The following is a 14,868-nucleotide window of genomic DNA, read 5'->3' on the forward strand; positions in this document are numbered from 1 at the left end:
TTAGTTTTTTGCTACAGCGGCTACTTTATCTGTTGCCTTTTCAGGGTGGATTACCATACCCTCCTGTAATTTATCAATGCCGCTCAATACAATCTGGTCGCCTACTTTTACGCCGTCTTTAACCAAGTAATTTTGGCCGTTTTTACCAACAATAGAAATAGCTTGCTTTTTAACCTTGCTGCTATCGCCTACGGTAAACACAAATACTTTGTCCTGCATTTCAACGGTTGCTGATTCAGGAACGATCAAAGCATCCTTGTGCTCAAGGCTCAAACGAACTCTGCCTGTGTTACCTGAACGTAACAAACCTTGTGGGTTAGCAAAGCTTGCCCTTACAGTGATAGCTCCAGTGTTTTTATCAAACTGACCGTCGATAACATCAATTTTACCTTGTTTGGTGTATTCGGTGCCGTCTGCCAGCAATAATGATACTGATGGCAATTGTTTTAATTTATCAGCCAGGGTTTGACCAGGATATTGTTCTTTAAAGTTTACAAAATCCTTTTCGCCCAATGAGAAATAAACGTGTACATCATGTACGTCTGATAACTGTGTAAGTGCCTCTGCATCTGCAGGAGCCACAAGGCTACCTTGTTTTTTAAGCAATCTGCCAATGTAACCACTAACCGGTGCTTTTATTAAAGTGTAACCCAGGTTGATCTGAGCTGTTGAAACATTAGCTTTAGCCGATTCAATATTTGCTGTTGCTACCTGGTAAGCCGCTTTTGCGGTTTTTAACTGATAATCAGATACTACTTTATTCTGAACAAGCGGAGTAAGCTTATCAATTTCTAATTGTGCATTTACTTGTGAAGCTTCGGCTGCATGTAAATTTGCCAGCGCATTATTTAAAGCTGCGCGGAATGGTTGCTCGTTGATTTTAAATATTGGCTGACCTGCCTTTACAAAAGCGCCTTCGTCAACAAATACTTTATCTAAAGTACCACTTACCTGTGGGCGTATCTCTACATTAACAGTTCCTTCTATTGATGCAGGATATTCCTGGTAAGTTGTTTGAGTGGCAGATGTGATTGCTGCTACAGGTAAAGATGGCGGCGGCGGGGCCTGTGGGGCCTGCGGCGCTGAAGAACAACCATATAGTGAAAGGGCGACGAGCGCAAAAATGATACTTTTCATGTGAATTAATTTTTAATGATGATAAATGATAGGGTTAAAAGCAGCCCTGGAGCTGGTAGATATATATAGTGTTGATTGAGTTTTATTCCTGCTATAACTGCGGATAATTGTTGGCATTGCTAACCTCCGTATTGTGATTGTTCTTTTTTGCAGTGCTTATTTTAGCACCGTTAATTAATAGCATGTAAAATTTAATGTCCATTTTAATTTATGTTAGATGTAGATGTTTAAACTTGTTTATTTAACACTGTTAAATAATTTAACAGTGTTATGATTACGTTAAAAAATTATGAATTATACGCTCACTTTTTCCTGTTCGATAGATTTTATTACTCCGCAAATGGCATCTGTTAATACCTGGCGGTTCATCTCGTCGGAATACCCTCTTCTAAGTATATTAATGGAAATAAGACCATGTACTACCGACCAAAAGGTATAATATTTTAGACAAACCATATCTTTGGTCGGGTTTTCTATATCCATTAACTCAATGATCACTTCACTAAATTGTGTGTATGGGCTTTCTGATTCGGGCAGGGTTGCCACAAGATCACAACAACAATTCATCTCAACCCCAAACATCACCTGGTAAAGCTCTTTATTAGCAAAGGCGAAATTCCAGTAAGCCAGCCACATTGCTTCTAACTGTTTTGCCGGCAACCGGTGCTTAGCCCTGGCTTCCTGCAAATCTTTTGACAATATTAAAAAACCCCTTCGGGTGAGTTCAAGTAATATCGCTTCCTTATTAGCAAAGTATTCATATATAATGGGCGCCGTATATTCAATTACGTCGGCAATTTTACGCATGCTTAAAGCCTGCCATCCCTCCTCTTTCACAATCTGAAGCGACGCGTCCAGGATGTTGGCCCTGGTTTCGTCCTTTAAGCGTTGTATGCGTTCTTTACTTGCCACTTTTTTACGTAATTAAATCATTTAACAGCGTTAAGCAAAAGTATAAAGGTTATTAATTTTTATTACCATCGCTTTGTAAAATTCATTTCATCTGAATGTCAGGTAAAATATGTTTAAACTTATGCCTTATTGCTCAAATAAGTAAGCTGGCCCATGTGATAACTTTGATGATTAGTTCTGTTAATCAGTATATTAAGCTTATTGCGGTGCGGTTCTTTTTCAAAATCTTCTGCGGATATGGCACTGTGTTTAACAAACCAATCTGCAGGTTTCATGGAATCCATCTTTTGTTTAAGCAGAGTATTCACCTTGTTCCAGCATTCTTTTAGTTCAGCTGCTGTTGGTTTTTCAATACCTGAAGTATCAGGATTTTTAATAAAAATATGATCCAAATGCGGATAAAGCCGTTCGCCAAGTTCAAGAAAAGTAAACATGCCATCGCTAACAGCGATAAGGTGCCCAAGTAAATAAACACCGCTGTTACGACCAGGCGCTGTTTGCACAAGTAATTGTTCGTCGGTAAGTTTATCAAGCAATCCGTTCAGGCGGGTGTTCTGCAATTCCCAATTTGATATGGCAATTTTAACAGAGAGTTTTAATAAATCCTCAGTAGTGGTTTCGGTTGTATTGGTGCTCATATTTTTAAGTTTAAAATGCCCCAGGTTTAAATTAATTTAATTCCTGACTGGTGCAATTATAAACTAAATCAGTATCGTTCATCCATTAATCTTGAGCACGGCCCGCAATTTTACAAATTCATGATCAGCACAAAGAGCCATAGTATGCCATGAAAAACACAACGGGTTGTCAACGCAGGGCTAAACGAACGTGCTGTTAAACGTTAAAAAGTTAACTGGCCTCATACATCTCCGGCTGCAAAACGCGGGGTGGATTTGTTGACTCGATTTTTGATACCATCAAAATAATAAGTGCTCCAAAACCCGACACTATACCAAATGCCCAACGTAACCCGGCAGCCTGCGCTATAAACCCAACAGCTGGGGGTATTATCAAAAAACCAAGATAGCCTATAGTTGATATGGCAGCCAGTGCCTGTCCGGTATTCATATTTTGCGATTTACCTGCCACACTGAAAACTAAAGGCACCACACATGATACCCCCATCCCCACCAGGGCATAACCTATATAAACGGTATAATTGTAGGGTAAAAGAACAGACAGTAATAATCCCGATAAGATGAGTATCCCACTGCAGGTTAAAACTTTTTTTATGCCTGCTGAGGCAACAAGCTTGTCGCCGGTAAACCTGCCAATGGTCATGGCTATCATATAAACCACAAAAGCTGCTGTAGCTGCTGGTTTTGAAGCATTAAGCACCTTTTGAAAATAAATACCGCTCCAGTCATACATGGTATTTTCACAAGCCATGGACGCAAAACATATAAGTGAAAATTTTATCAGGTGCTTATCCGGCAACGAAAAAACTGATTTGTTAACCGTATTTACAGGTTTTTCGTAATAGGCGTGCGGGTAAAAGATCGCCGTAACAATGAGCATACTTATTCCTACAAACAGCAAGTGATAAGATGGAGCTACATTAAACGATACCATTAAATATCCTACTGCTGCCCCGGCAAACCCTGCTATGCTCCATATGCCATGAAAGGTAACCATAATTGACCTGTCATAAAATGACTGAACACCCACAGCTTGTGCATTTACCGACAGGTTGAATATATTACGGGCAGAGCCAAAGAAAAATAGCAGCACAATTAGTTGCCAGGTGTACGCCGTAAACCCCGGCACACATAGTAAAAGATTAAATGCAATGGCCCCAACAAGCATAATGCTCCTGCTGCTAAAATGCTTTAATAATTTAGCAGTTATAGGCAATGTAAGCATTAAGCCTATAGGCAATGCAAATAATACTCCCCCTAATTGTCCTTCGCTTAAATGTAACTGTTGTTGTATTGATGGTATGCGTGAGGCCCAGGATGAATATCCAAAACCTGAGATAAAAAAGAATACTCCACAGGCAATTCGTAATCTTAATCTCCCGGGAGCGGTTACCTTATCCATACATGATATAAAAAGGCAAAAGTAGGGATAATTTATAAGTACAGCCACGATTACTTTAAAGTAATGTGTAGCGAAAATGTTAACTCACAAGCAAGAACGATAGCGTATTTGCAATATATAAAACCGGGATATTACCCACAATAAAGAGAATTATCCGTCAATTGCAATTTTGGGCTATTTGTTTGCGGCTGCCGGTAATTAGCATTATTTTTGGATATATAACAAAGGTCTATTATTAAAAAATGAAAACCAGTAGCACCGTCTCTGAACCTACTTACAAAGCTGCCCGAATTGTGGCGCCATCAATTGAAAGGCATTTTAAGCATTTTCATGCTATGGTTAATGCAGAATCTGACGCTGATCTCGCTGCTCCTACACCGGATATTAATACAATTGAAAATATAATCGATATTGCCTTTTGGGCAAGTTTGCGACGCGAAGAAGGGTATTCGCCCAAATTTACACTCGCGTTTCTGCCACCTGAAAGTGCCGGACAGCCTTTACTGTTTGGTCATAAAATATCGCTTGCTCCTAATATCTTAACCAAATTTGCATCAGCGGTGCAGCAGCCTGGCATTCATCTGGGCGTATGGATTGAAGATGGAGAGCTTTATGTTTGGGGAACAACCCTGGCCATACCCGCCTACTGCTTTGTATTGGAAGTAATAGAACCGGGCCTGCTGGTAGTAAAACACCGCCGGGTTGACGGCTTTGGTAAATTTGTAAATATTGCCATTTTAAAGGGCGATGACATAAAGGTAGTGGACGAGCAGGGCTCAACCCTTTCGGACTGTCCTACTATATTAACCTCCATGCTTGATTTTACCTTACCATCGTTATGGAACGATCCGGTAAACGTGCTGGTGCAACTGGCGGCTTCAATGCAGGCACATAGGCGCGGCGGTATATTACTTGTAGTACCATCTGACAATGATGAGTGGAGAGAATCCATCATTACTCCGATATCATACCCTGTTTCCCCGGCATTCTCTGGTTTAACCGACCTGATGATACACGAAGGCATTGAAAAGTACCATACTTCTTGGCAAGAGAAGTTACGCCGGGCTGTCGATACTATTGGTGGTTTAACATCAATTGATGGTGCTACCGTTATCAATGATAAACATGAGCTGCTGGCATTTGGAGCTAAAATTGGCCGGTCATCAAAAAGCAGCAGAGTTGAAGAAATAATTGTTACTGAACCTGTGGTAGGTTGTTCAACCAAGGTGATCCACCCGGCTCAAAATGGTGGTACAAGACATTTATCGGCCGCACAGTTTGTATTTGACCAAAAAGACGCCATAGCACTAGTAGCCTCGCAGGATGGACGTTTTACTGTTTTTGCATGGTCGCCTGTTGTAAATATGGTTCATGCGCACCAAATAGATATTTTATTGCTGTAACCCCTATCCTCATATCCGGGACTGAAAAGAACAAAGACAAAGGATAATTTTTAGAGTTTGAAACATTTGCCTTACCCATCCTCTGGTATGATTAAGGCTGGCGTTTTAACCTAAAACTATGAAATATTCATTCCTAAAATCTAAATCCAATTGAGATGTAAGGCAATGCACCTTCCTTAGAAAAACCGACCACACCTTCAATTAAAACTAACTGTGCCGGTATTAAATAAATACCCCCGCCGTAACCATCATGCCATTGATCTGATGATTCGCCCGGCACCCAAACGCGGCCCACATCATTAAACCCGATCAATCCCAACGAGCCGGGAAGCAGATATGAGCTAAAATCAAGCACTTTTAAACGGAGTTCGAGGTTGTTATAGGCAATAGACTTACCGGTGAACCTATTGGTATGAAAACCTCTGAAGTTTTGTGCCCCACCCAATTTCATCAGCTGAAAATAAGCGGCATCCCCAACCGTGGTACCCAAGCCGGTGCGGTTAGCTATCACCAGAACGGAATCCCTGTCGGGGTTTAAGTAAAAACTAAATTCAGATAAGATCTGTCCATAAGTATTGTGCCTGCCCGATCCGCCGCCCGAAAAACCACTAATGGTAGTATTCCATAAGATCCCCTGAGTGGGTATGATCCTTTTGTTACGGGTGTCCAGTTGAGCATTAGTGGTTAAGCCAGCGTAAACCTTTGTACCAAACACGCTTTCATCGGGGTTTGCCCGGTTATAATCATTTAAAAACCGTTTGGTGTTGTTTGATGCCTTGCTGTTATAAAACTGCCCTGCTATACCGGCGCTTAACCGAAGATTACCGTAAGTATGGTGTAAGGAAACATCAGCAGTGACATAATCATAACGGTTTCGGTAATAGGATATCTTATGATCGCCTTCATTTTCAAAAACAGTGCTGTTCCCTATCCCAAAGAAATTACTCAGGTTACTGGGCCCTCTTGACAATATATTTATGCCCAGGTCATTATCGCCTATTAATTTTTTCCATTCGGCAACGTAAGTGAACAAAAAAGATTTTCGTCCTAACGCATAATTGGTCAAAAACTCCTCCCTGAAAGCGTACGGTTTTTTTCTGAAACCATGCTTTTCATAGGAAAATCCTCCGATAAGCAATATGCCGATATCGTTACTATAATTGGCCAGTATAATGGGTTCAAACCTGTCAAACTTATAGCTGGTTTTGTCGTAACTATTTACAGAAGTATCTGTTGATGTTTTAATTTTTACCTGTGAAGACAACGGAAGTTTATTTTGCTGATCAGAACGATCATACACATAAAGATTACGCTTGTTATGCAGGTTACTATCTACATGAAAGCTATCTGCGCCATCACCGCCAATCATACGCACTTTTATGGGCGACCGCCCATTACCTGTTACAAAAAAGACATCTTCGCCTGCAAAGCCATATAACCTGACTTCTTTGGTAACATCGGGTTTAAATGTACGCTGGTAGGTTAACTTATCAATGCTGCCATCTTTTTTTATTTTATTGACCGTTATCAACAAGTTACCGTCAGCCTTATTATCAACGGTAAACTTATCCATTTTATCACTCGCGGGTATTTCCACTTCGCGGGATATAAAACGATAATACTCCATGGCTTGTTGAGCGAGTATATTTCTGCGGGCTATCATTTTACTGGCAATCTCTTTGCCTGACAGCTGATAAATGGTATCGGGCATCAACTTTACCGCCCTGGCAATCAAGTCATCTGTTAATTTAAGCTGAACGTATGCAATCTGTTCTTTCCAGTCATCCTCGCTCAGTTGATTTAAAAAGTACCTGTCAAAATACCGGGCGTTAAAGTTCCACCCATTAATATCCCTGATCTTATCGCTATATCCCTGAAATTTCGATTTCAGCCACTGGTGCGATACTATCCATGGGAACAAACCTGATGTTTTATAATATACCTGATCGCGATCCCGGGGCACCGGTTCATAAATAGTTTCGTGTTTGCCGTCTATCTTTTCCCAACGCCATTGGTCCTCGTGCCTGTCCCAGTCGCCCAAAAGCATATCCAGCAAACGGGCCCTTAAAACTATCTTTTCGTCAACCCGGTTATCATTATCATCCTGTAGTTTACGTTGTACCTTTTCCGTATTATCCGTCTTTTCAGCGTCGAGTGGTTCCCGCTCTTCAAATAAAAACACCTGGTTAGCAAAATCCTTTCTGTAATCACCAAGGGCAGGGTCATCAGGTACAAATACAATTTGCGGGTTAGAGTGAGGCACACCTAAAGCCTGGGCCAATGGCGGTACGGTTAATGCTGAAAATGGATGCGCGGCCGATACCTGGTCCTGTAAAATATCTTTTGCTACAGTTGGCCTAAGATCGGCAGGCAAGCCTTTTTCAGGATATTTTTGAATGGTTCGTAACACCCATTGCTGTCCTGTAGAATCTTGCAGGCGTAATGATTTAGTTTGTTTCCCCCCGCCCCTCTGCAGAATTTTTAAACCACCCCTTTCCGTTGATATATGAAATATCCGCAGCCTGACCGGTGCAGACCAAAGTTTGCGATAATTTTCGCCCAGAAAAAAACGATGGGTGTTACTTACATTATTGTAAGTGGGCTCAATGGCCAGTTTTATGCTATCACCGGAAACCTGCGCCCCCGCGTGTAATGTGATAAGTAATAGTGCCCCCGTTAATACCAGGTGTAAAAACTTGAATAAATTTTTATGGGGCTTCATGATACGGCTTTTTTACGATAGTAGTATAACCGCATATTACAAAATAGTTTTATTTTTATAAAGCTATTTCATAATTAACGCTAACTCTTAAGGCTTTTAGTCCGGTAACTCCCTGCAATTCCTCCAGCTCAAGGTATTCAAGGTCATCGGCGAGTATATTTTCCTCCTGCAGGTATTTAATATATTCCTGGTATTCAGCGGCTTCTGTCTGATTGAAATAAACCATTGCTATTTTGCCGGGCTGCGTTAGCCGCTCAATTGTTCCTGCAATTAAAACCTTGTCAATTCGTTTTTTAACTACTTCGTACCTGATGTTATAGGCGCCTTCTACATCAAACCGCCGTTCATCATTCCTGAAACTGATGTCTATAGGATTTGAATGTATAAAAATGAGTTGTGTGGTTTGTAATGGCCTTGAAAGCTGGTCGGTTAATCCATAAGTTAACCTTGCAATTTCGGCCATCGACTTAAGCTGCCACAAACGGATATTTTTTAAATACAAAACGTCAAATACCCTATCAGGAGCAATGGATTGCCCTATGTAAATATCATATTCAACTCCATCTGTACGGAACTTTTCAAAATAACAGGGATATGACTCCTGTACTTCTACCTGAGCCTGCTCCAGATAATGATTGATAGAAGTATTTATGAGCTGCATCGAAGTTTCAAGATTGCGCCTGTTTACATATGATAAGCCAGTCTCTTCTTCCAATGCATCAAAGTACCTGTCAATAGTAACCTTTTCATCGGGATAGTTTTGCCTGAAATGATTAAGGAAGGGGTTAACTTCATCGTGCAGGAAACCGTCAAGAATAAGTTCGTCATTTGTAGTTATAAAACCGTTTACTTTTTCAAACCACTCTTCACATTTGTATATCAGCCGGTTTATAAGAGCAAGGTGTATATGTTCTTTTAACACGGTTAATGTTTCCATGATAATGGTAAGCAGGGCCTTCAGGTCTTCTTGTAAGGCGGTGTTGCGCTCAATAGTTGAGTTGCGGATATCAATGGCACCAAACAACGGATATACATCATCAAATACCACGGTTTCAATTTCGCGGTTCTTTTTCCTTTTATTGCCTTTTTTAAGGTAATTCCAGGCTACCTCATTAAACTTCCACTGTACAGATGGTTGCAACGACGTAAACTTGTTCTTTATAATAGATTCTATCCGGGCGGCAAACTGGTCGATACTGTTTTGCAGCAATTGGGCTATCAATGGAATGGCCACCTGTAGTTTCGACAACAGTTTTTCATAAAAAACTATCTCTTCATAAGAGTAAACTTCCATGATACCCGCCATTTTCTTATTATAGTAAACCGGGAAAATACCGTATGATTTGATACCTGCCTGCTTTAAAATATTAAGGAATGGGTGTTTTGATACCTTATCATCAGTAAGCGATCTGAAAAATACTGGTTTGGGATTCTGCTTATAATCATCTGTAATGGCATAAAATGTTTCTTCGGCCAAACTAAATTCCTTGGCTGAGGTAATAAGCACACTCTGAGAACATTCATCGGTATCAAATATCAGCTTATCATTGATGGTTAAAAACGGAAGCAATCCAAATTCAATAGCCGGATTTTCAGACAAGGTTTTAAGCGAATCGATGATCAGGGTATATTGATCAGATTCGGAATTTGAATGGTTAACCAGTTCATTCCGGATATTATCCAATGCGTGAAGCAGTGTTATATCGGTTAAAGTTATAACGGTAAAACCCTCAAACTTAAAGTTTGAAAGCGGTACTATTTGCTCTAAAATATCAACCCCTTCGTAATTGTTAATATATGGTTCAATGGCTTCAAAAGAAATTTCGGGCAACTCACCAATCAATTTTATATTAACAAACTGAGTATTGGTTTGGATATTATAATAACGTGAAAGGCCTGTTTCGGGATCAACGTAGGCATATAGCAATTCATTCTTTGAAACGGTTGAAAACCCGTAAAGGCGCTCAAGTATCAGGTTGTATATGAATCGTTTTTGCCTTTGGCTGTATAATTCGCCCTGACTCATGTTTACAGCATGTAAGCCAGAGTGGTGACTGGAATGAAAATCAAAAAAGGCATCAGTGCTGAAAAATATCTTCTCGGGCACCGGCGTACTTAAGGCCCAAAAAAACTCTTTTTCATTTAAAATAGGTGGTGTAAGGATGCTGTAGATCAGTTCAAGCATTTCCCGGTATTTTTCGGCATCTTCGGGGTGCATGTCCAGATCTATGCAGGTATCCTGCTCAAATTTATTTAATACATACTTGTAAAATTCACTCTTAAGTGTCTTTTCAGTTTGTACCCGCTCTTTTAAATGCTCCACAAAGGGATTAAATGACAGGCATGTATCTACCTGGCATAAAAAGCAGTCATTTTTATTTATATTTAAAACCTCGGTATGCATTATCGTATAAAAATTACCCCTGTATTAAAATCTGAAAGCTGTTGAAAGATAAGGGTACCATCCTTCTTCAGAGTGCCCGGCCACTATTTTTATTACCGCGAGCCTTGCGGGGGCAATGTAAATGCCACCGCCAGTTCCATTATGCCATTTATCAGAATGTTCGCCTTTTTCCCAAACCCTGCCAACATCATAAAAACCTAATAGGCCTATTTGCCCGGGAACAATATAACTGGCAAAGTCGGCCAGCTTAACACGTAGTTCCAGATTGTTATACAAACTGTACTGACCTGCAAACCTGTATAACCTGTAGCCTAATAAGTTATCCTGCCCGCCTAAAAACAGGGATTGATAAAAGGGCGCCTTACCAACTGTGATACCCCCACCTACTCTTTCGGCCAATACTATGGTACCTTTGGTATTTAAACTTTTATACAATGCCGCTTGTGGAATAAGCTGTGTAAAAGTTGTTGAATATGTATTTAAACCGGTATAACCCTGTAGTTTAACATTTACATAGCTACCCCATGCGGGGAGTATTTTATTGTTTCGTTTATCGCTGGTAAAGTTAAGAACTATGCCGGCAAATATTTTCCGTTTGTCAAAGGTATAACTATCATCAGCATTTGTGAGTAATGGATTTGTAATTAAACGTCCGGTATTGTCCTTAATATCTAAACTATAATACTGAAATGACGGCCCCAACGTTACAACTGTCCCCGTTTTATTGTCCCAGCTCAAAGCAGGATCAAACTGTATGGTATTAAATCTTGTGCGATAAAAGGTTTTATAGTCACCTGTTTTATCAAAGGCGGTTTCATTGCCGCGACCAAAAAAGTTTAAGTTTCCGGGGAAATTTACCTGTAACTGCATCAGTAAATTAGCGTTTCCAACGGCCTGTATCCACTCGCCATTATACTTGAACTTAAATGCCTTGGTTGTGAATGAATGACTTAAAAACAAGGTTTGCATATCATTATACGGCAGTTTGCGGAAACCTTTTTGATGGGTGTATTTAAAGCCGGCGCCAAGCAAAACACCCTCATCAGGATTGATCTCGATGTTTGCAAGCGGCATGGTTGTGCTCAACAAATTAACCCTCAAAAACGCCGTATTGGCACTATCTGCCGATATATGTTTATGTACGTTGGAGCTATCACCGGTAAGCGTTAATTTTTTGCCGCGGTCATATAATTGTACAGTATTTTTTGATTTAATGATATTGTAATTTTTATTACCTGTACTATCAATAAATCTTAATTTAATGGGCGATGTAGCATTATTTAAAATGACCTTATCGTCACCGCCAGCTACATACAGCCTGATCTCTTTGGTAATATCCGGACTATAGTTTGTATTCATCAGCGTGTCCCTAATATTACCACTCTTGCTGATCTTGTTCACCGTAATATTAAGACCTTTACCGGGTATGTCTTTAATATTTACCAGCTCATCTTTATTGGTGGTATGTATATCAACTATTTCATTCACAAACTTATAGTAGTATGACATGGCGGCCGGTATATTGGCCCTGCGCTCTTTTAACTGTTTAAGCAATACATCATGCCTAAGTTTGTATGATGACTCCGGTAACCGCCTTAAACCAGCTTCTAAAACCTCATCAGTTTCTGCAGCTACAAAGTCATTTACAATTTTCATCCACTCGTCATAGTTAAATTGCAGCGCTGTGAACCTGCCCATGAACATGGTTTTCCATAAAGAGTACCTTACATCATATATTTCGCCGTTAAACCCCTGCAAATTGGGAGCCAGCCAGGGCTGAGCCGCAATGGTTGGGAATATTCCCTGATTGGTGTACACTACCTGGTCACGGTCGCGGGGAACGGCGGTATAAAAATCACCTTTATCCGTTTTACTTTTTTGCCAGCGCCACTGGTCACTATGCCGGTCCCAGTCGCCTATCAGCAAGTCAACAAGCCGGGCTCGCAGAAACTCCCTGCCATCAACAGTATTATCATTGTCCTTTAGCAAGGTTTCGATCATTTTGGTGGTATTGTCTGATTTCCCGGCGGGTTCCCTTTCCTCCAGCAGACAAACTTTATTTTCAAATATCTTGTTATATTTTCCCAGCTTTTCATCAGCAGATACTACACCGATGATAGGATTGGCATGAGGAACATGAGCGGCATCGGCAATTGGCGGAACTATCAATGCCGAAAATGGATGTTGGGCGCTCATCGCGTCGTTCACCCAATCCTTTGCAAAAGTTTCCTGAAACTCCACCGGTAATATTTTCTCAGGGCTTTTTTCAACGCTACGCAGCACCCACTCCTTACCTGTCTTATCCTCTAATCGCAAGGAGTTAGTTTGAAAACCGCCCCCCGCCTTAACCGGGGTTAAACCACCATGTATCTCCGATATTTTAATCACAGGCAATTTGGTATCGGCGGCCCACTCCTTTCGGTAATTTTCGCCGAACAATGCGCGGTGAAAACCACTTACGTTATTGTAGGACGGGTGCACTTTGACCACCAGGCTATCGGCAGTTATAGGTTTATGGACCGCAATAGCCTGCTCGGGTATTGCAGTATATGGCTTAGTAAAGGTGAAAGCCTGTTTTACGCCGCTATCGCTGTCGATATAATAGGTAAAGCGCATACTATTGTCAATCAGTATATCGGCAGTTACATAGCCCTGGGTAGCATCGGCAAACAATGAATTTTTCCCTTTAATGGCATAAGTATGTTTTGCACCGGCACCACTCACCACCTGTATTTGCTTATCTTTTATAAACTGCAAGCCATGTTCGTGACCGGCTACGTGTACCATATTAGGAAAACCCGTAAATACCCCATCTATCCTTTTGATCATGTCTTTATATAAGGGATGACCAAGATCTTCGGGGTTGTCAAAAGTTGAGCGTAAAAACGGATATAATGAACCAATTACAGGTAACGGGATATATAAATTATGATTTACTGCGGTTAACGGGAACAAATGATCTTTAAGCGAAAAATACCCTCCATGGGTACCATAGCTTTGAAACGGGTGGTGCGAAGCCAGCAGGATCACCTTGTTTCGGTTCCTGTCCAATATATCCTGAATTTTGCCAACTATGTCATCTTTGGTTTTGCATTCACATTCAACACCCGCATTATCCTTATTGAAGGGGAACAACCACCATTCGCTGTCAAAAGCAATAACGGTTAACTTATCGGTCAGGTTTATCTCCACCGGGTCGGCACAACCGTTTTCAGGTACCATTTTTAGCAAGCTATCCTGTTGTTCATTTAAATATTGCCATTGGCGTTTTATTTTAGCCAGCCCCTGAGGGCCCATTTTGTCCCAATCATGATTGCCGGGTATAAAATATACAGGGGCACCATTAGCCCTCATAGGCTGATACTGTGATTGCAGTATTTTTTTTGTTTGTTCTTCCTCAGCACTCCCCGGCAGGCCCATTCCATGCGGATATATATTGTCGCCAAGGAACATTACGGTAGTTTTATTTTTGATGATATTATTGGCAGCATGTTCTAAAACCGCGCTTTGCTGCATGTCCATTTCGCCGGCATCGCCAATTAATATAACGCGATAGCGAACAGAATCCTGCGCCTGAACAACAAACCGGCTTAAAAACAAAATAAAGAACAGGGGTAATTTTTTAATCATGTTTAGGAGATGTTTGGTAGCGTTTTTGAAATAATTTCTTGTTAAACCAATGTCCAACATATGCCGTACCTATGCCTACTGCCGCACCTGCAAGCACATCTGTAGGATAATGTTTGCCAAGATACATCCGCGAATAACCCACTGAGGTTGCCCAGGCAAAGGCCGGCACCGTAACGTACCATTTATTATACTGCATTGATAAGGTTGTGGCTGTTGCAAAGGCCAGGCTGGTATGGCCCGAAGGAAATGACTGATTATGTGTTGGCGAGTTTACAAATATCAGGTCCGGATATCTATCAGCCGGGCGGGTACGGTTTACTCCAACTTTTATAATATTGGTTACCAATACGCTGGCACCCAAATTTATAAACGTTTCAACAGCATTATGTTTTGCTGTGGCATCGTTACTTACAAAGCCATATATCAAAGTACCAAATGAGGCAGCGCCAGCGGCATAATAAGCTGAGTTACTGGTATTACGCCAGTAGAGTGATTTCGGATATCTGGGATTGATGCCTTTTAAAATATCAACGTCGAGATTTTGTGCAAAGCAATGGGCATAGCCAAATGCGAAAACTGTAAAGAATACAAAGAAAAATTTCCTGGTTTTTATACCCATC

The 14,868-nt window shown here is 40.8% G+C and carries 9 protein-coding genes; 1 reads left to right on the plus strand and 8 read right to left on the minus strand.

Annotated elements, in window-relative coordinates; translation table 11 throughout:
* The 4 genes from J2W55_RS16220 to J2W55_RS16235 all read right to left on the minus strand — a co-directional run bounded on the left by J2W55_RS16220 (position 1) and on the right by J2W55_RS16235 (position 4,089).
* Positions 1 to 1,137: an efflux RND transporter periplasmic adaptor subunit gene (locus tag J2W55_RS16220; protein ID WP_310097756.1), complete on the minus strand. Its 1,137-nt coding sequence runs from the start codon at positions 1,135 to 1,137 to the stop codon at positions 1 to 3.
* Between the two features lie 294 nt (positions 1,138 to 1,431).
* Positions 1,432 to 2,049, minus strand: coding sequence for a TetR/AcrR family transcriptional regulator (locus tag J2W55_RS16225; RefSeq protein ID WP_310097758.1), 618 nt, complete (start codon positions 2,047 to 2,049; stop codon positions 1,432 to 1,434).
* A gap of 119 nt (positions 2,050 to 2,168) precedes the next feature.
* Complete coding sequence (locus J2W55_RS16230) at positions 2,169 to 2,687, minus strand: DinB family protein (RefSeq protein ID WP_310097761.1); 519 nt, start codon at positions 2,685 to 2,687, stop codon at positions 2,169 to 2,171.
* 211 nt (positions 2,688 to 2,898) lie between these two features.
* Positions 2,899 to 4,089 (minus strand): MFS transporter, encoded by a 1,191-nt coding sequence (locus J2W55_RS16235; RefSeq protein WP_310097764.1) that lies wholly within the window; start codon positions 4,087 to 4,089, stop codon positions 2,899 to 2,901.
* Between the two features lie 242 nt (positions 4,090 to 4,331).
* Here J2W55_RS16235 and J2W55_RS16240 point away from each other — a divergent pair, with 242 nt between their 5' ends.
* Complete coding sequence (locus J2W55_RS16240; protein WP_310097767.1) at positions 4,332 to 5,492, plus strand: putative sensor domain DACNV-containing protein; 1,161 nt, start codon at positions 4,332 to 4,334, stop codon at positions 5,490 to 5,492.
* 133 nt (positions 5,493 to 5,625) lie between these two features.
* On the opposite strand, the gene J2W55_RS16245 is transcribed toward J2W55_RS16240, so the two are convergent.
* From J2W55_RS16245 to J2W55_RS16260, 4 genes are read right to left on the minus strand one after another with little or no spacing between them, the layout of a single operon-like run.
* Positions 5,626 to 8,214, minus strand: a complete 2,589-nt coding sequence (locus J2W55_RS16245; protein WP_310097770.1) for a BamA/TamA family outer membrane protein — start codon at positions 8,212 to 8,214, stop codon at positions 5,626 to 5,628.
* Between the two features lie 55 nt (positions 8,215 to 8,269).
* The gene (locus J2W55_RS16250; RefSeq protein WP_310097772.1) at positions 8,270 to 10,618 is read right to left on the minus strand and encodes a GAF domain-containing protein; all 2,349 of its coding nucleotides are present in this window, start codon (positions 10,616 to 10,618) and stop codon (positions 8,270 to 8,272) included.
* A 24-nt stretch (positions 10,619 to 10,642) separates the two neighbouring features.
* On the minus strand, positions 10,643 to 14,248 hold the full coding sequence (locus J2W55_RS16255) for a BamA/TamA family outer membrane protein (RefSeq protein ID WP_310097775.1): 3,606 nt from the start codon (positions 14,246 to 14,248) through the stop codon (positions 10,643 to 10,645).
* Complete coding sequence (locus J2W55_RS16260; RefSeq protein WP_310097778.1) at positions 14,241 to 14,867, minus strand: phosphatase PAP2 family protein; 627 nt, start codon at positions 14,865 to 14,867, stop codon at positions 14,241 to 14,243. Before J2W55_RS16260 ends, J2W55_RS16255 begins: the two co-directional genes overlap by 8 nt.
* Between the last annotated feature and the right edge of the window lies 1 nt (position 14,868).

Origin of the sequence: Mucilaginibacter pocheonensis, from assembly GCF_031456535.1 — a bacterium.
Classification (GTDB): domain Bacteria; phylum Bacteroidota; class Bacteroidia; order Sphingobacteriales; family Sphingobacteriaceae; genus Mucilaginibacter; species Mucilaginibacter pocheonensis.